11 protein-coding genes are annotated in these 18,721 nt (G+C 44.7%); 7 read left to right on the forward strand and 4 right to left on the reverse strand.

Features of this window, described 5'->3' with window-relative positions:
• Positions 1-227 precede the first annotated feature (227 nt).
• Complete coding sequence (locus tag AABK39_RS22025) at positions 228-959, reverse strand: histidine phosphatase family protein (RefSeq protein ID WP_338395157.1); 732 nt, start codon at positions 957-959, stop codon at positions 228-230.
• 354 nt (positions 960-1,313) lie between these two features.
• On the opposite strand from AABK39_RS22025, the gene AABK39_RS22030 reads away from it, so the two are divergent.
• The 5 genes from AABK39_RS22030 (at position 1,314) to AABK39_RS22050 (ending at position 11,646) form a co-directional block, all read left to right on the forward strand.
• On the forward strand, positions 1,314-2,279 hold the full coding sequence (locus AABK39_RS22030; protein ID WP_338395158.1) for an ion channel: 966 nt from the start codon (positions 1,314-1,316) through the stop codon (positions 2,277-2,279).
• 109 nt (positions 2,280-2,388) lie between these two features.
• Entirely contained in the window at positions 2,389-4,911 is a 2,523-nt protein-coding gene (locus AABK39_RS22035) for a hypothetical protein (protein WP_338395159.1), read from the forward strand.
• Between the two features lie 224 nt (positions 4,912-5,135).
• A complete protein-coding gene (locus AABK39_RS22040) occupies positions 5,136-8,228 on the forward strand; it encodes a T9SS type A sorting domain-containing protein (RefSeq protein ID WP_338395160.1) in 3,093 nt (1,030 codons plus the stop codon).
• Positions 8,229-8,301: 73 nt separating this feature from the next.
• A complete protein-coding gene (locus tag AABK39_RS22045) occupies positions 8,302-10,617 on the forward strand; it encodes a hypothetical protein (RefSeq protein ID WP_338395161.1) in 2,316 nt (771 codons plus the stop codon).
• 270 nt (positions 10,618-10,887) lie between these two features.
• On the forward strand, positions 10,888-11,646 hold the full coding sequence (locus AABK39_RS22050; RefSeq protein ID WP_338395162.1) for a M15 family metallopeptidase: 759 nt from the start codon (positions 10,888-10,890) through the stop codon (positions 11,644-11,646).
• A gap of 133 nt (positions 11,647-11,779) precedes the next feature.
• On the opposite strand, the gene pepT is transcribed toward AABK39_RS22050, so the two are convergent.
• Positions 11,780-13,009 carry a peptidase T gene (gene pepT / locus AABK39_RS22055; protein ID WP_338395163.1) on the reverse strand — a complete coding sequence of 410 codons (1,230 nt, stop codon included), beginning with the start codon at positions 13,007-13,009 and terminating at the stop codon, positions 11,780-11,782.
• 476 nt (positions 13,010-13,485) lie between these two features.
• Here pepT and AABK39_RS22060 point away from each other — a divergent pair, with 476 nt between their 5' ends.
• Positions 13,486-15,126 (forward strand): sulfatase, encoded by a 1,641-nt coding sequence (locus tag AABK39_RS22060; RefSeq protein ID WP_338395164.1) that lies wholly within the window; start codon positions 13,486-13,488, stop codon positions 15,124-15,126.
• A gap of 148 nt (positions 15,127-15,274) precedes the next feature.
• Here AABK39_RS22060 and hutG read toward each other — a convergent pair whose 3' ends face one another.
• Complete coding sequence (gene hutG, locus AABK39_RS22065; RefSeq protein ID WP_338395165.1) at positions 15,275-16,273, reverse strand: formimidoylglutamase; 999 nt, start codon at positions 16,271-16,273, stop codon at positions 15,275-15,277.
• 80 nt (positions 16,274-16,353) lie between these two features.
• Positions 16,354-17,580 (reverse strand): imidazolonepropionase, encoded by a 1,227-nt coding sequence (gene hutI, locus AABK39_RS22070; protein ID WP_338395166.1) that lies wholly within the window; start codon positions 17,578-17,580, stop codon positions 16,354-16,356.
• A gap of 211 nt (positions 17,581-17,791) precedes the next feature.
• On the opposite strand from hutI, the gene AABK39_RS22075 reads away from it, so the two are divergent.
• Positions 17,792-18,706 carry a hypothetical protein gene (locus tag AABK39_RS22075; RefSeq protein ID WP_338395167.1) on the forward strand — a complete coding sequence of 305 codons (915 nt, stop codon included), beginning with the start codon at positions 17,792-17,794 and terminating at the stop codon, positions 18,704-18,706.
• The last annotated feature ends 15 nt before the right edge of the window (positions 18,707-18,721 follow it).

Below are 18,721 nucleotides of genomic sequence, written 5' to 3' on the forward strand. Positions count from 1 at the left end.
GTCTTAGGAATTAAGTCTTTGGGCCGTTTCTGTGCGTAAACCAAGGCTTAGTCCTGTTTATAAAGTACTTTCGTCATGTCTATTTTTACGCTAAGAGGGTTGCATATGATAGACTTGGCGGATTGTTAGTTAAGGAAAAAAATAAACGGGAAAAGGGAGGTGTGTACTAAAGCTAAAACAGTGTTATTCGGAAGGCGAGAACATATTTATTATCATTAAGACCTTAGTTACGGGATGTTGTTGGTTGTGGTCCTTTTCACTAACACAATCACCGAAAGGTAATCCCCGTCACCGGGTTCGGCCACTATTTCCCAATCTTCCTCTTCCAGATATTTTGCCAGATAATGATTGTGCATGCCGTGGGCTACCAATAAAGCCGTACCGTTTTGCCGGGCTTCTTCTTCCAAAAAGCTAGCGTTTGAGCGAACCCTTTGCCTTGCTTTTTTGAAGTTTTCGATTCCTCCGTCATTAAGGCCGGCCATCCAAAGCCCCCTGGATATTCCTTTCGAAAGGAATGTCGGGAGTTTCAGCAGTGGTATCGCGGCGGCTTTTCGTTCGAATTCCCTGAATCTGGAATCGCTCACCAGCGTATAGGTATCGCCGAAAATCAGCTGGGCGGTGTGCGAGGCCCGGGATAGATTGCTGTGGTAGACTTTATGAAGCCTGAAACTGGCCGTATCGATGGGCGACGTGGTGAAAGGGACAATGTGGGCGCTGTCGTAGGCCTGATAGAAGGCGTCAAGCTCTTTGCGGCTTCGCCAACCGTTTTTCTTTAGGTCGGGTTCGCCGTGGCGCACCAACACTATCTGCATATACCCCGACCCTTCGGTGTCAAAAATCTTTAACGGCTTATCTTCGTCTTGGTTTGCGTAGAAACTTTCTGGATCTTCGGCTGGCGACAAGGCGAAAGAGGTTGTTATAAAAAAGAGGAGTAATTGCGTCAGCCAAAGTTTTTTCATGTGGGGCGTTAGTGTTTAACGCAAATATACATTAATTGGGCCGATTTTCTTTTCTTGATTTTTGACATTAAAGCCTTAGAAGGAGATTAATAGCCGATAATTGGTTTCTTTGTTCTTTCCGAAACGGAGAGGTGAGTTGTTGAATATTATTTTTCATTAGGAATACCGTAGCTATCAATCATTGTAGAGGTTGTGACCGAATGTGTCTTTTTGGTTTTCATGAAAATGAGATAATAGAAAACGAGTCGCAAAATCTTTACACTCCGTCTTGTGCATTGAATTTCATATTTTTATTTTGGATAACAGACTCAAAATTGAACTTACGGAAGTCTAAAGCCCAATACAGGACAGTTTATGAGAAACAGAATCAGGAAAATCTGGAAAAGCGAAGACTTTGGTTTTACCAAAGCGACCGACAATCAGGTTAACCGGTTTCTGAAGCCCGGGGGCCAGTTTAACGTGGTCCGTAAGGGCGGGCGTTTTACGGTAAAGGACATCTACCATTGGCTGATGAACGCTCGTTGGGGAGTGTTCTGGACCTTGGCTGTCGGGGTAATCGTAATGGTCAATTTGCTGTTTTCGGTTATCTATTTCATCATAGGCGTAGACAAGATCGAAGGCGCCGGCGAGATAGGTGTTTCTTGGGCCGGAGACTTTGCCACCGCTATTTTTTTCAGTTTCCAGACTTTTACTACGGTGGGCTACGGCGCTTTGGCTCCTATTGGCATTCCCTCGAATATCGTCGCTTCGTTGGAAGCTGTGTTGGGCCTGATTACGTTCTCGCTTGTTACTGCGTTGATCTACGCCAAGTTTTCCAAAGCTTCCGTCAAGCTCCTTTTCAGCGACAATATTCTGGTTAGTCCGCACAAAAAAGGCAAGGCGCTGATGTTTCGGATGGTAAACGAACGTACGGACAGCCTGATCAATATGTCAGTGGACGTGTTGGTGGCGGAGACAAAACTCAAGGACGGGAAATTTGGGAAGAAGTATGACATGCTCAATCTGGAACGTAGCAATATTATGTTTTTTCCACTGAATTGGACTGTTGTACATGTGCTTGACGAGTCGAGTCCGCTGTATGAAACTTCCTGCAATGGATTCAAGGATTCGTCGCTGGAATTTATGATACAGGTAAAATGCTTTGACAGTACATACAGTCAGGATATTTACATCCACCACTCATACGTAAGCGAAGATATAATCTGCGACGCCAAGTTTGAGCTAATGTACGGAGCGAATGAGAAAGGAGTATTGGAAATTGACCTTACGAAACTCAACGCCTATTCTTTAGTGGTGGACTCAGAAATGACAAGTGTATAGGACTCCCTTTTCAGGGACTTTTTGCTTTTACAAACACACTGGGACGGATTTTGACGTGAGTAGGAAGGAACACTAACCGGCGCATTAGTCCGGAGCAGATCCCCGAAGCATGTTTGCGCGCCAAGCCCCAAAATATTCTCCCAATGAACGTAGCCGTTCCATGGCCGGCTTATCCAAGCCACCGCCGGGCACTCCGATACAGCGGATGATCGGATCCGAAGATTTTTTGGCATTGGCTCCTGTAGGTGGACTTGTCTCCAAGGAGAAGGTTTGGGTAAAGATCGGCAAGGCGATTCAGGACCTTGAGCGTTTCAAAAAAGCCGATGTCCGTTTGTCTGATCCGGCCTTTTCTATCGCCGATAAACAAATGCGCCAACAAGAGAATCTTGCCAGGCAAATGGGGGCGTTGTTTAATATGGAACGGCTGATTTATCAGTATTTCGGCTATGTGGATTATGAAATGTACAAAGAGCGAGAGCCGGAAGAACACACTCTTTTGGCCTTGCTGGATGATATTGAGGACAGTTGGGAAGAGTTGGTTCGGGAGAAAGGAAATATTCCTTTTCCGAGTAATCAAATGAGAGGATTCGGGGCCGACACGCCGGAGTTGATGGATATCAAGAAGCAGATTAACCCAGAAGAGTTATTGAGTTCGCACATGACTCTTACAATTGGGGAAAACGCTTGTTCGCCCGAAAAAGCCAGAAGTTTTTTATGGAGAATATTGATGACTGAGACGGGAACAGAGCTTTTGATAAAACTTAAAAGCGAGCTGGGGCGCGCTCGGAAATCCATTGACCTGCATTTTGTCCCCGGCACCGTGCCTTATTTCCCTTGGGGCGCCACCGCTTTGGAATATAACGGGAGAAGGAGGCAAGGGACTATTCCCTGTAACTTCTCTTATATGGGAAAAGACAGCCGGTTTGCGCTTAAAAAACAGGGAGCTATGCGTGGAATGACGCAATATTCCCCGCATCCGTTTTATCCGTTACTCACAGGGCAATTGGGCGAGGCTTTGGCTTGTTTGACAGCGCCCGGTTTGACTGATTATATCACTCGATACGCTTCTGATACGTACACGAATATGCGTGACGAGTTAGGTATTCCGGCTCCCGGAAAAAACGCCTCAATAGTTGCGAATCCGCTGACAGAAATTCCATTGCGACCAAAACGGAAGTTAACCGACAAAGCGGAAGAGGCTTTTTTTGTTATAGACCAAGAATCGGAGTCCGATATGACGCCTTGGACTATCGGCCAAAAAGAGGCTCCGGCAATGGAATGGGACGGTCCGGGTTGGCTCAAACCTCCTACGGATACATCCGGAAAAGCGGATTGGAGAGTTTTCTTTGCGGAACCCGAATCTGATCTCGCTCTGGCGGATGTTTATCATGCCGGTAAGCCACGTCACGGGTCCTACGGACGCGTACATTTTATCCCGTGCGGACCACATCAGGCGGCTGTCAAGCTTCTTGTGGATTTCCGTTTTGACCGAGAGCCGGAAAAAGAAATTTTTGCGGCGGGGCTTGTCCGGATGTTGGGCCGCAACGTAACCGCTCCTAGAGGACGGCTTTTGGAATCGGACAGCCCGGAAGTGGAAACGCTGTACGGAAAAGTACGCGGGGGGATTAAAGGCTTTGCCGGACTTCCGCAGGAACAAATGGCCCCCGATATGGTCATGACCGAGCAAAGTCTGAAAGATATGGAATTGAGCTTCGATTCCAGTCGTTTTCAGCGCCACCAGTTTATTGCCATTCATTGGGATTTGTGTCCGGGAAAAACGCCCAACCAGATAGGGACGGTAATCAAGGAAAGTATGAATAAGGATCCGCACGATCCGCAATTAGATTCTCGGAGGATACATCCGGAAATGTTTAAGCATGAGTACCATACACCTTTGTTGCAGGACCGGCACTATATGGAGGCATTGGGCGAGCTTTATTTGTTGGATATCGTAATTGGGAATTTTGACCGGTTCGGGGCCTTTTATCACGCCAGTAACATGCTGTATGACACTGACACCCATTTTATTCACGGTATTGACCAAAACGTCGGTTATTTGAATACGAACCGAATGCTGAATTTCTTGCTATACGAAGGTGACGACCGAAAGCCTAAGGGGTTAAAGCTTACGGGTTATTCGCTCTCGGACGCCAAAGCTATTTTAAATAAACCTGTTCCTGATGAAAAGGCCGTGGCGGAGTTTTGCTCAAAGATGGAATCGATTATGAGAAAATTGCTTAGCAAGTTTATACAAGATTTTTTAAAAGCGCCGACTGAACCGACCTATTTAATCGAGAGGTTTTGGAGGCTTGACGGAGTTCGTGGAGCCTCTACGCCTGATTGTGCCTCTTTCCAATATGGTTTTGCAAAAGCCCTTTTCAATTTGACAGGGAAAGCGGGAATGTTAGAATCGATGGCCAGGTTTAAGTTTAAAAATATTCAGAACGAAGCCGAATTCGTTTTAAGAATGATCAGATTGGCTATTGGTTTAGCTTCTTTGCCTCCAGTGGAAAAAACCTGTCAGGCATTGGAAAAAGCGAGACTTTATGCGGCATCGAAGCCCGAATCCAAGATTACCGAACATCCGCTTTTCGTTGGTTCCAGCGGAGCTACAGCCAGCCCGTCAAAGTAATCAGTTACAACCTTAGGTTCTGTATTCTGTTCTGTGCTTCCATATCGATGATAGAACTCAAAGTTACATGTTATAAAGCTCTTTTATGAATATGAATTTCATACATAAGGAATTATATAAAACTAACAATTAATAATATAAATAATAGTTATAAATCATTAATTAGCTTGCTATTTTTGTGCTTAGAATATTTATAAAATATATCTAATAAAAATAATTAAGTCATGAGAGCCCCACTTATTCCGCTTTTGTTACTGTTATGTGTATGGCAGGCGCATGGGCAACAATGGAAAAAAGTTTCTGTATTGGAGTTGGAAGGGAAGGTTGAGCTAGGTTATGAGGACAATATCAAAAATCCAGCGATGGATATTTCCGGAAACACGGCAGTCATTGCCGACAATTCGGATGATGTTGTAAATGTTTTTGAGAAAAAGGATGGTCGATGGACAAAGGTCGCGGCACTTCGGGTTTCCGAAAAGGACGCCTCCTTTGGGTATAATGTAACATTATCCAATAATGTTGTTTTGGTGTCAGGTTGGCAGAATAACCAAGGCGCGGGATACAGGACTGGTGTCGTTTATCTTTTCGAAAAACCCGATAATGGGTGGAAGGATATGACCGAAACGGCCGTATTGTACGCAAGTGATGGCGCTTTCCAAGACAATTTTGGAATAGATAAACTTGAGGAAGAGAATGAGGAAGGAGCTTTCCGATTACGTCAGATGGCGATAGAAGAAGGCCTTATCGTCGTTAAGGCTTTGGGGAATGATGATAGTTGTTGGGATTGTGGCGGGGCTTATATTTTTGAAAAACCTGAGGGCGGATGGGTAACGATGCCAGAGACAGGGAAATTGCTGTTATCGCCTCAAGGGTTATTGTCTGGCGGTAGAATGGATGACTATGCGGAGTGCGCCGTAAAGGATGGGACGGTTTTTATTCTTGAAAGAAAAAAGGTTTTCATTTTTGAAAAACCGGATTCGGGTTGGAAACCTATTAATCTGGAATCGGGTATGGTTCCAATTGACTTTTGGAATCAAAGAATTCATGCGGTTTCAAAAGACGAAATTTTGTTGCCAGTCACGAATGATTCGAATCCGGTTAGCCTTCTTTCAATAAAAAAGGGAGAGAGTTGGAATGACCCCAAAATACGGAAGATAATAGGGCCCAGTGGGTATAATTTCATATCTAAGCAAAGCTTTGATGGGAATGGTAATTCCGTTTATATGCTGGGGCTCAAGGACCCGTCTTGGAATATAATAAAAGTGAGTATTGATAATGATGGGGCCACTTGGCAGACTGGAAATGTATCTTTTAAAAGTAACGCTGTGTCTTCGCCAGCGTACGGATTTTGGCTTAATACGTTAGAGGCTACAGATAACGATATTTTGTATTCAGTTGAATTTCCCGAATACCAAAAAACGTCCGTGAAACCTATTTTTTATAGTACGGAAGGAGATTCTTGGTTGGAAATTCCCAGTGATTTTGAGGAAGTAACCCGAGAAGAACAAAAGAAAATAGAAGCCTACTCGGTTATATCCGAATCGGAGGTATTGGTGAAATCAAATGATACAGAAAAAGACACTTATAATTTATACCGATACGAAGACGGCGAATGGAAGAATGCGGGAGGCAGTTTTAAAAGCGAAGGCTATAAGACAAAGGTTTACGGAGATTATTTCTTTATGGGAACAGATAAAGCTGTTCTTCATCAGAATGAAGATGATTCCCCTTCTTCGGATTGGATAAAAATAGGCACACTTTATAGCCGTAATGAAATAGGTGTTGCCAAATCGCTACTTTTTCCAATCAAAGATGACTTTACTCAACTAATAGGATTTATCAATGTTGACGGTGTTTTTCTAAATAATCAAATAATACTCACTTCCGATGTCGCTTTTTCCGGTGGACAATACGGAAGTTTGGCTTTGGTGGCTGATTTAGATATAGAAACAGGTGAGCTAAGTGTTGTGGATTATAAACTTATTAATGATGGCTGGAAAACCAGTAAGGGAAATTCGGTAATTACGGACGGACTATGTGTCGTGCCATTTTATGATGATAGCGAGTGTTGTGAAACCCAGCAATTAAAGGCATTTGGGTACAAAAAAAATGAGTCAGGAAAGATTTACGAATTGGTTTTAGAGGGAGAGTTCCCGGTTACGTATTGGGGGTGGGAAGACTACGTTGTAGCGGATGGAGATTTTATCGTACACAGTACTTTATTCGGTATCGAAATTACGGTAGCGCATAGGAAAGACGGAAAATGGTCCGTGCTACCTGTAGAATTGGTTCGGAATCCGGATTATTGGATTAAGGGAGGACAAACCTTCGGTGAAGTGCAAAGTATTGACCTAATAGAAAATAGCCTTTTTGTTTTAAATCCTTTTGCAGGACACATATTGATTTTTGATTTGGAGAAAGCCTTAAACGAATATGAGTCGCCAAAAAAGCTTGAGGCGGAATTCGTTAAGCTAGAACCGGAAGATGGGTTTATAGAAAAAGTTGAGGCCTTAGATCAGGACAATTTTTTGATCAATAGCCGCGGTAAACTATCGCTTTATACAAAATTGGAAAAAGACGTAATCAATTTCGAAGATCAAGTAATTACGCTTATCGACGATTTAACATTGGGAGCAAGCGCTATTTCTGGGAGTCTTGTAAAGTATGAATACGAAGCGGGTAAAGATATTATTGACTTCAGAAACGGTGATCCAACGTTACTCGGAACAGGTCGAATGTTAGTCCGAGCTTATACGGACGGTGGTAACGAAAGGGCGTCAGCGGAGGCATTCGCTTTTTTGACGGTGACAAAGGCCTCGCAGACAATAACTGTTGAAGCATTAACCGAAAACGTAATCATGCCTAATGAGAGCTATGCTTTAAGCTTCTCCAGTGATTCGGGTTTACCCGTTTTGGCGGAAATAATAGAAGGCCAAGGTGAGTTGACAGGTGGAATTTTGCGCCCTACCCAAGCCGGTGTGTTACGCATACGGTTTTCGCAGGAAGGCGATGACAGTTATTTTCCCGCAAGCCCAGTGGAACGAACCTATCAAGTAACGAAAGTAACGGGCATTGATGGTCAGGCTATAGTAAAAGTTTTTCCAAATCCGAGTAATGGAGAATTGAATATAGAGGCCAATGATAACGGAAAAGCGATTCGGGTATTGTTGGTTTCTTTGGAAGGGAAAAAATTGATCGAAAAGAGAATTGACACCAAAGAGAAAAAGACAAAAATCCAGATATCTGAGCCGGGTATTTACATAATGAAAATACGTTCGGGGAAAAAGAGTGAGGAACGTCGGATTTTGATTAGATAATATCAAGCCAAAAGGCTAATGAACAACCATTTTCTTATTTATCAGGGACAATAGTGATTATATCTTATCAGTTATGAAGTCAATTTCCATTAATATAAAAATTCTAATTTCCCTATTCTTTCTTTTAGCTCATGTATCGGTGTGTACAGGGCAAACTTGGGAAAAGAAAAGGATCGTTTTTCCAGAAAGAGAAAAACTGCAAAAAGCCAATACAGGAAAATCGGTTGGCATATCCGGTCAATATGCGGTGGCAATAACCGATGGAGGCTTGGTGGTTTGGAAACAGGATGGGATTGAGTGGAAAATTCAAGCCAAGTTAAGCTTAACGGGAATCCCTTCTATGAGGTTTGAATCGGCGAAAATAGAGGGTAATTATATCGCTGGTTTATATCAAGGTTCCCTTTATGTTTATGAGAAAAAAAACGGGGAGTGGCAGGATAGCCAAAACGCCGTGAGAATAGATTCGCCAATAGGAAAAATAAAAGACGGTAAATTTGAGACAGCCTCAAATGCTCTGGCATTTATATCCTACAATGAGCAAAATGAAATGTATTCGGATATACAGCTTTATCAACGTCCTGAAACAGGATGGGCTTCTGATTCAGAATTGAAACCGATAACATTTACCCTTTCAGACTCTCTTTGGCGTATTGGTCTTTCAGATCAAGTTTTATGCGCTGTGAGTTGTGGCCCAGAATATACATTTAAAATTTTCGAAAAAGGAGATGTATGGAATTCTGAAATTCCGGCGGTTAAGAGTTATGCTTTCAATGCGCCTGATAATTCGAATCCCGTAAGTTTTGGGTATGCTGTTTCTGTTGATGCCAATGTAATTGCCTCAATGGAATTAGCGACGGGATATATACACCTTGTCGAGAAAAAGAATGGAGAATGGCCGGAAACACTGGGGGCCACAACGGCAAAACTTCGGCCATCTGATTATAAATTTATTGATAATGCGACGCTTCCTCAGATTAATTTGAACCTTTCTGCTTCGGGCTTATTGGTTGCGTATGCTTTAGAGGGAGTTCCTTGGGCCAAAGTTGAGTTATTTGAGCCTAGTGGAGATGATTGGCTCAGGTCAGATCCAAGAATGATTTTTAAACAAGAAATTAAAGCTGGAGCGCCGGAGTACTATTATGGAGAGTTGGAGATTAGTGCGGGTTATGATGGTAATAATATCGCGATCCATATGGACGGGAAAAAAAATATCCCGGAGGATTATGAAAACCTGAACTTTTATGCGAAAACGACTTTTTGGCCGAAAGCTATAAAAGCTGATTATGAAAGGTCCGGTTCATTACGAAAGATGATTCGCTCGGATAAACCTTGGTTCGAAAAAAGAGAATTGGTTTATGCGAATGAAAAGGAATTATGGGCAATGCCTGTAAATCGCAGAGGAAGACTATCTGTCGGTCTTTATGAAATATCAGAAATGGAAAAAACGCCTTTGGCATATCTGGATGTCGATGATTTAAGTTTTTATCCCGTAGCTATCGCTTTAGAAAATAATCGACTTTTTGTTTTGTCCCAAAATCTTGAACTGGGAGGATATCGGGTTTTTGTTTTTGAAAAACCAGCTGTAGCTTGGCGAAGCACTCATGAGCCTAATGCGGTTATTGATATTAAAGGTACCGTACAATCTAATGAAAAAGCTATTTTAAGGTTTTCAGAAAACGTTTTGGAAATATGGGATGGAAAACGATTGTATCAATTTAACCAAACAGAAGGCGAGTGGGCCCCTATTAACGAACCAGATGATTTAGCGGTTGATGAATCCGATTTTATATCTGATGATTTTGCTTGGAATAATACGGAAGCCGTACGTCTTATTATATCTGAAAACGAAGGGAAAATATATTCCTTCGCAAAAGAAAACCAAGGCTATTCGGATACACCTGTGGTGGTTGGGAATTTATCTGAAGATGAAAGTATTATGCCGAATTCAAGCCTTTCCGTATCTGGTGATGGTTTAATAACGGTTGGTGGCGGTGATGTCGTTTATATATTTTCAAAAGAACAGGAAGGCGGTTATAAAAAAATAAAAATCTCCATATCGGATTATTTAACTAATGGGAGTAAAACCGAGATTCTCTCTACGTTGATTCTAGACAATAGCTTTTTTGTAGCGTATAAGACCAATCGTGGCGGGCAATGGTATGTGGAAGCTATGGTACTTACGAAAAACGATTCGGAAGAATGGGATTCGAATCTTTCAAAAGAGATATTGGCGAAAGGAAAAGCAGATATTGATCTACTTAAAAGCGCTAATACAATTGCTAGTCTCCGACTTGTAGATAATGGAGTTATTTTGTTTAACAGGTTTTATAATAATGAAGATAAACAAGGCGCAAGCGAGGCCTTTGTCGTATTTGGAAAAAACGAATAAAGTAAAAAAGTTTAGTGTATTTGGGTTTATTGATTGAATCTGGAAAATCAGCTTTTACATGGATAAGGGATTGTTAAGGTCTAAAATTTGTAAAGGTTACGTTTAAGAAAGGGTATGAGCTTTCGTTTTGCCTCCAAAAGTTACATATACTATGCACTGCCGTAGCTTTGGTTTATATTAAAAGCCGGTTAGGCCAAATGATCAGACCAAGGCCGGGACGTTTCTTAATCGAGGCTAGAAAAGAGTTTCAGCAAACAAAACCCATTTACGATGTTCACGAATACGACCTCCCGCTTATCCGAAGTCAAAATCTGGCAATCGTTTTTGGCCAGTCAAGGTTATGCCATTGGTGCTGTAGACGGCGTATATGGTCACGCCACCCGCAAAGCGGTACAAGCTTTTCAGAAAGACCAAGAGCTTAAACCCGACGGTATCATCGGGGTGCGGACCCTGTCCCAAGCCGAAAAAATGGGAATGGCTTTAGCTAACGTCGATGATAGTGTTTCCGGAAAACCGGATTTTGGTCCCATGAACCCGGAACGGAGAAGCGAAGAGTTCGGTGGATTTGGCTATTCGGTGCATCAACCTACGAAACAGGTGATCATCAAAGGCCGGTGGGCCTCGGAGAATATTGTCTCCGTGATGGTGCCACAACTCAAAGGCGTTAGAAATCCGTATGCGGGTATTCCGCTAAACGGAAAGGTGTGGTTCCACCGCAAGGCGGCGGAGCGTATTCAGGCTCTTTTCGAAGCTTGGGAAACCAACGGATTGTCCGACAGGGTGCTGACATGGGGAGGAGGTTATGTTCCTCGTTTGGTTCGGGATAGCCAAACTTTATTGAGTAGCCACACTTTCGGGATAGCTTTTGACATCAATATGCAATGGAACGGATTGGGTTGCGAACCAGCTCGTCTGGGCGAGAATGGTTGCGTTAGGGAACTAGTACATATCGCCAACGCTCACGGGTTTTATTGGGGCGGACATTTTAGCCGAAAGGACGGAATGCACTTCGAATTAGCTCAATTGTAACACTAAGGTCTCAAATTATAATCTGATCATAATGAAAGAAGCCCTTGCGCATAGCAAGGGCTTCTTTGATAAACTAGAACACGCAAATGCGTGCGGTCTATTTACGCTTTACTCAGTACTCTTTACAAATATATCAGGCGTTCTGCTCAGCCGTAAGCTCGGCGATTTTGCAGATAATCTGAACCGCTTTTTCCATTGACTGTACCGGTACGTACTCATATTTGCCGTGGAAATTGTGTCCGCCTGCGAAGATGTTAGGGCAAGGCAGTCCCATATAAGAGAGTCTCGCGCCGTCCGTTCCGCCACGGATAGGCTTTACGTTCGGCTCCACGCCCAATTCACGGAAAGCTTTCTCTGCGATTTCCACAATATGGTAAACGGGTTTGATCTTTTCGCCCATATTGTAATACTGGTCGTTCATATCCAGCTTTACGGTGCCTTCGCCGTGTTCTTTGTTAAAGCGGTTAACCAAATGCTCCACAAAAGCTTTACGCTCCTTGAAGATGTTCATATCGTGGTCGCGAACGATATATTCGAGAACAGTTTCCTCTACAGAACCCTGGAAGTTCATCAGGTGGAAGAAGCCTTCTCTGCCTTCCGTGCGCTCCGGTACCTCGTCGGCGGGGAGGGCGTTGGCGAAGCCCGCTGCGATGCCCATCGAGTTGACCATTTTTCCTTTGGCGTAACCGGGGTGAACCATTCGTCCGGTAAAATTGATTTTCGCGTAAGCGGCGTTGAAGCTTTCGTACTCCAACTCGCCGATTTTTCCGCCGTCCATGGTGTAGGCCCATTCCGCTCCGAATTTGTCCACGTCGAAGAGGTTGGCGCCTTTGCCTACTTCCTCGTCCGGGGTAAAGCATATACGGATCTCGCCGTGTTTGATTTCCGGATGCTGGATCAAGTAATCCATTGCGGTCATAATTTCGGCCACTCCGGCTTTGTCGTCGGCGCCCAAAAGGGTAGTGCCGTCGGTAGTGATCAGCGTTTGGCCCTTATAGTCGGTAAGTTCGGGAAAATCGTTTGGCGAGAGGACAATGTCTTTGTCCTTGTTCAAAACGATGTCGCCACCGTCATAGTTCTCGACGATTCTAGGGTTTACGTTTTCGCCCGAAAAGTCAGGGGAAGTGTCCATATGCGCCACAAACCCGATGGTAGGCACCTCATGGTCCACATTTGACGGAAGGCTGGCGTACACGTAGCAGTGATCGTCGATCATTACGTCTTCCATACCGATTTCCTTCAGTTCCTCTACAAGGATATGAGCCAGTTCGAACTGACGCTGAGTACTTGGAATTGCCTCTACGCCGGGTTTTGAAGTGGTGTAAACTTTTACGTATCGGAGAAATCTTTCTACTAGTGTCATAAGATTATCGGGTTGAAATTAAGTACGTTTCGGGTGATTTGAACTCTGCAATAATGTGGCCATCCGCTGGTTTTCGGTCGTAACCTACAAAATACCAAAGCGGGACGAATTTGGTACGGCCCGTACCGGTATACCGGAAAAAGCTTCGGAGTTTATGTTCCCTTGGCCGACGTATCCTACCTTACGGTTTAGTGTTTCTGGATCAATTGGCCAGTATTAACAAGATGCGATTTTTCGGCCGTAAGGACAAAGCGGAAAGCGTTTTTTTGGAGTTTAAAGGGATTGTGATTGATCCCTTCAGGTGGTTTTTCGATTTATTTTGAGAAGGTTGGACGTTGAAGTGTGGAATGGTTATAAATAAAGGCTCATCCTGACAGTTTTTGACTTATTTTCGACGATGAAAGCCCTCGCGGAGGCCTCCTAAGCATGTGGCCGGGAAATTTAGCCTTGGTACGGTTGGTATTAACTTTAGAGGTATGAGAAAAAAGTTCCTTTCATTTTTTGTGTTGGCGGGCCTTTATTTTGGCGGAGCCAAAGCCCAGAACACTTCCGGGAACAAACCCAATTTCATTTTTATTCTGGCCGATGATCTTGGCTGGAGTTCCATGAGCCAAGGGGCGACAAATTACGGATATAGCAGTGATTTCTTCGAAACCCCTAACCTGAAGCGGATGGCGGACGAGGGTTTGTCTTTCAACAACGCTTACGTGAACGCTCCGAACTGTGCGCCGTCAAGAGCTGCGTTTTTGACCGGAAAATATGGAGTTCGTCCAGAGAATCACATAATGGCGGTGGTAAGCCTAAACCGTGTGGAGCATAATAATTTCGCTCCGGTAAAAATGCGGGGCCCCGTACAGGGGCTGGAAGACGGGACGCCGGAAATCAAGCCTGAAGCGATTACGTTGGCCGAAGCCCTTGGCAACGAATACGTCAAGGCGCATATCGGCAAATACCATGTTGGCGGGTCTCGGGAATCGACCAAACCTTGCGCACAGGGATTCGATTATAATTTTGGCGGAGCCATACACGGGAACAGGTTTTATTTCGCCCGTAAGCGTGAGGGTGGGTGGCGTTTTGGTCCGGAAATCACAGAAACACTTGACCCTTGGGCAAAACCTTACACGCAGGCTGAGTCTTTGGTTTTGGCAGGAACGGATGAGTTGGCCGGAAAGCGAAAGCATGTTTCCGACGCTTTGGGCACTTGTACTATCGATTTTATGGAGGAGCAGAAGGGACGGCCGTTTTTCATCAACCTGAGCCAATACGCTGTCCATTCGCCTATCGATAGGGGGAATTGCAGGCCGGATTTGTGGAAGAAATTCGCCCAAAAGAAAAAGATGTCGCCGAGTGCGATGGGGCATGACGAGCGTATAGGCTTGCCGGCTTTGGCTGCGAATTTTGACCAGACCATAGGCCGTATTCTGGACTATCTGGAGCAAACTGACGATCCGAGAAACCCGGGAAAAAAGTTGGCTGAAAATACGCTGGTGGTGTTTATGTCGGATAACGGAGGCACTTTTACGTCGAAGTATAACGGCCCGCTTCGTGGTCTGAAGGGAAAATTGCGCGAAGGTGGCGTAAGGGTCCCGATGATCGTTTGGTCGAAAGGTTTGTTGGGCAAAAAGCGAATAAACGCGGTTAACGAGGCGCCTGTTTCGGCCATTGACCTTTACCCTACTTTTTTGGATATGGCCGATATTCGCAATCCCAAAGGAAACGTCTTGGATGGCCGGAGTTTGAAAGCTCTGATAAACGGCAAGTCCGACAAAGTGAAGCGCCCGGAAGGGATATTTTGGCATTATCCGGGCAACCTAATCCGGCCATACCTTACGCTGAACGAGCGCCCTACAACGGCTATGAGACTCGGGGATTACAAGCTTTATTATTTTTACGAGAAAGAAAGCTATGAGCTATATAATCTAAGGGAAGATATCGGAGAGAAAAGGAACCTTTTGGAAGGGACTTCAGGTAAAAAAACGAATTCCATAGCGAAAAAGATGAGCTCCAAGATGCGCCAATGGCTTGAGGATACAAACGCGCCAATGGCGTTGAGATTGTCTGACGGCAAGCCGGCGCCATTGCCTAAACCTTTGGGGCGCGGTAGGAAAGGCGCGTAATCCTGTTTGTTTGAAGACATAAAAATTCAAGTTAGGATAACCTGAATTGAAAAATCACTCCCAACAACAATGTTGGGGGTGATTTTTTATAGAAAACCCATTCTGAAAACACCGCTTTGGCAATTTTAAAAAGACATTCTCCTTTTCTTTACGATAGCCTACGATCCACATAATCAAACAAAATACTCCCAGCCAATTTAGCCGTACGGTTATCCTGATCGAATTCGGGATTCAGTTCGGCGATATCCATACTGCGGAGCTTTTCGCTGGTCAATATTTTGTCCAGAGTCTGGCGATAAAACGTGTCGGGGATAATGCCGGAATAAGCGGTGGCGCTAACGCCGGGAGCAAAGGCCGAGGCGAAAGCGTCGAGGCAGGTGGTTAAGTAGACGTGCTGTACGCTGTCAATAAACCGCTGGATTTTTTCGGATACTTCAGTGGCATTTTGGGCGTGGAAGTCTTTGCCTTCGATATATTTGACCCCCAATTCATCAGCGGTATCGAAGAGCTTTCGGGTATTGCCGTTTTTTTGGATTCCCAAACACATATAGTTCAGGATTCGCCCCTGTTTTTGTTCGTCATGGGCTATTTGAAGGAAAGGGGTTCCTGAACTTGTTCCGAATTCTTTGTCCGGTTCGCGCAAATCGAAATGGGCATCGAAATTGATTATGCCGACCGATTCGTTCGGAAAGTTTTTTCTGAGTCCCAAAAAATGTCCGTAGGCGATATCATGACCGCCACCGATAACGGCGGGGAAATAGCCTTTGGCCAAGGCTTCGGCGCAGATTTCAGCCAAGGTGTTTTGACAGATTTCCAGATCGTTATTTTGGCAAATAACGTTTCCCAAATCCAGTAATATGGCGTCTTCGGGAAAGTGTACGGGAAAGGAAGACGCAACTTTCCGCAAAGCGTCGGGGCCGTTTATAGCACCCAACCGACCTTTGTTTCGACGGACGCCTTCCTGACATTTGTAACCGATCAGGGCTACGCCCTTTTGTCCGGGCCCAAGTTTGGGAATTTCTTCTTGGGTCAAATCAACGGTTCTAACCGCTTGGTGCCAACGCATAAGCTCGCGTTGTTTTTCGCTGTCAACACGCCCAGTCCAAGAACCGGGAGCCGTAGGTATATAAAAATCGGTATGTTTCATATTCGGTGAATTGTATGGCCAAAAAGCAAAGCCGTTACCGTCTAACAACAGCAACGGCGAGGTGTTCAGTAAGCCGGCGATTAACCTTTTACCAGTTCAGAATTTTTCCAAACCTTAGAAGGGGCCATCATGCCTTGGTGATAAAGGATTTCTCTGTAATCGGCGCAAGGGTAAGCTTGAAAATCGGCTAATTTTCCGGTAGCCAAAACGCCTCTGTCATCAAGCTTTAGGGCTTTGGACGCACGGCAAGTTAAAGCGGCGAGCACCTCGGCTGTACTTAGTTTTTCGGCGGCGCCAAATACGGCGGCTTGCATAAGCAAATGTCCCATTGGTGCGGAACCCGGATTCCAATCGGAAGCGATGGCCAAACAGGCTCCCGCGTCCAGTAGTTTTCGTCCGGGTGTATAAACCATTCCCAAGCCCAACGACGCTCCCGGCAACGCGACCGCTACGGTATCGGAATTCGCCAAAGCGTTGATCTCTTCCGAACCGCTGTTTTCCAGATGGTCGGCGCTTAGGGCTCCCAGTTCGGCGGCCATCGTTCCGGCTCCGGACGTGAATTGGTCGGCGTGTACGGTAATGTCGAATCCCATGGCTTTGGCCTGGTTCAGGTATTTGACGGACTGAGCCACGGTAAAGGCGGTTTCTTCCGTGAAAATATCGACCCTGTCGGAAAGCCCTTGTTCCTTCACCACCGGCAAAATCTCATTGGCTACATAATCGAGATAGGCTTCATTGTCTCCGTCAAAATCCTTCGGCTTGGTGTGCGCAGCCAGACATGTGGAAATCAAATCCGCTTTTCCCGTCTCGTTCGCTTCTTTTATAGCCCGAAGCATTTTCACCTCGTGTTCCAGTGAAAGTCCGTAACCGCTTTTTACCTCCGTGGTGGTTACGCCTTGCGCTAGGTGCCTGTTAGCCCTTAGCGAAACACCGTCAATAAGTTCTTCCAAAGAGGCTTCCCGGGTTTTGTTGACAGAACTTTGGATACCGCCACCCGCTCTGGCGATTTCCAGATAAGGAACGCCGGCCACCCGCATAGCGTAGTCCTTGGCCCGGCTTCCCCCGAAGCAGATATGCGTATGGGCGTCCACAAAGCCGGGAAGTAATACCGCTTCTTCTTTTATTTCCTCAAACGAATCGGCTTTAGGCTTTAAAGCCTCAAAATCGCCGACCGCCACAATTTTTCTGTCTTCTGTAAGCACGCCGCCGTTCTCGACAATCTCCAGCTGGCTGTCCGACAAGGCGCCCTTGTCCGGCAACTTGTCTAGGGTAAGTATCTGGCTAAATGGGCCGATGAGTTTTCTCATAGCGTATTCGGGTAATATTTGTTTGTGTGTCTCCCTTTCGGGAAAAAAAATGCATTTCGGTGAGCGCTAAAATACTCATAAATCGGGAAGCCCCTTGGTTTGCCATGCCTTTAAATCGGGTAAAACCAGTGGCGCATTACTGGAGCTAAGGTTCTAATTTTTCTTTTTTTAATAAAATCAATAACCTTTTTAAATAAAAAAAATTTATAGGATGAATAAAATTTCATCACAAATGAAAAAAATATTACTGATAGCTGTTTGTATGATGGTAGTTTGCGATTTGATAGCGCAAACAAACCAAGGTATCGTTGTGCAAGGTATCGCTAGGGACAGCGATAAAGTAGCTTTAGGAGAACAAGACCTTGAGTTCACGTTTATTATTTCAGGATCGAGCGGAACTGAATATGAGGAGACAAAGACTCTGAGGACTGACCCTTATGGAGTATTTTCTCATGTGATTGGGCAAGGCAGTCAAGTCGGTACCAAGACTTTTGCGAATATTAACTATGGGAACCAACCGCTTAAATTGGAAATAAAGGCCAGTTATGATGGAGGGACGCCTAAGACAATCTCAAATTCTCCGTTTAAACATGTGCCTTATGCTTACCATGCCGTAAATGGAGTTCCTCCTGGTACTATCATGGCCTATATTGCGGGGAATACAGCCCCTAGTGGATGGCAGATTTGTGATGGAAGTGCTGTCCCGTCTGGTACAGCTTTGCGCAATATGGGAGTGACTAATACGCCAGACTTAAGAGGGATGTTTTTGCGAGGTGCAGGGAGAGGAACTTATACAAATACTGCGGGGTCTAGAGTTGAAGGTCCGAATTTAAAGTCCTCACAGAAAGATACTTACAAATCGCATACACATAGTTCGGGTAGTCTTGAGACAGACAATGACGGAGAGCATAGGCATAAAATAGAAGGGGAGGATGCATCTGGAGTTGGGGATAGTGAACATGGAGATTATGTATTAGAAAATGGAAATACAGGAAATGACGATAAAAATTTTTATACCAGTTATAACGGTTCACATAGCCATGATATTACTGGATCAGTAGGTTCAAGTGGGTCCACTGAAACAAGGCCAGTAAACTACGGAGTTCACTATATCATCAAACTTTAAGGCAAGCAGGGGGCA

This window comes from Fulvitalea axinellae, assembly GCF_036492835.1.
GTDB classification, from domain to species: domain Bacteria; phylum Bacteroidota; class Bacteroidia; order Cytophagales; family Cyclobacteriaceae; genus Fulvitalea; species Fulvitalea axinellae.

Excerpts from the sequence above, each read along its gene's own strand:
- AABK39_RS22040 (WP_338395160.1), top strand. The coding sequence starts at position 5,136 with ATGAGAGCCCCACTTATTCCGCTTTTGTTACTGTTATGTGTATGGCAG.
- AABK39_RS22035 (WP_338395159.1), top strand. The coding sequence starts at position 2,389 with ATGTTTGCGCGCCAAGCCCCAAAATATTCTCCCAATGAACGTAGCCGT.
- hutG (WP_338395165.1), bottom strand. The coding sequence starts at position 16,273 with ATGAAACATACCGATTTTTATATACCTACGGCTCCCGGTTCTTGGACT.
- AABK39_RS22050 (WP_338395162.1), top strand. The coding sequence starts at position 10,888 with ATGTTCACGAATACGACCTCCCGCTTATCCGAAGTCAAAATCTGGCAA.
- hutI (WP_338395166.1), bottom strand. The coding sequence starts at position 17,580 with ATGAGAAAACTCATCGGCCCATTTAGCCAGATACTTACCCTAGACAAG.
- AABK39_RS22025 (WP_338395157.1), bottom strand. The coding sequence starts at position 959 with ATGAAAAAACTTTGGCTGACGCAATTACTCCTCTTTTTTATAACAACC.
- AABK39_RS22060 (WP_338395164.1), top strand. The coding sequence starts at position 13,486 with ATGAGAAAAAAGTTCCTTTCATTTTTTGTGTTGGCGGGCCTTTATTTT.
- AABK39_RS22075 (WP_338395167.1), top strand. The coding sequence starts at position 17,792 with ATGAATAAAATTTCATCACAAATGAAAAAAATATTACTGATAGCTGTT.
- AABK39_RS22045 (WP_338395161.1), top strand. The coding sequence starts at position 8,302 with ATGAAGTCAATTTCCATTAATATAAAAATTCTAATTTCCCTATTCTTT.
- AABK39_RS22030 (WP_338395158.1), top strand. The coding sequence starts at position 1,314 with ATGAGAAACAGAATCAGGAAAATCTGGAAAAGCGAAGACTTTGGTTTT.
- pepT (WP_338395163.1), bottom strand. The coding sequence starts at position 13,009 with ATGACACTAGTAGAAAGATTTCTCCGATACGTAAAAGTTTACACCACT.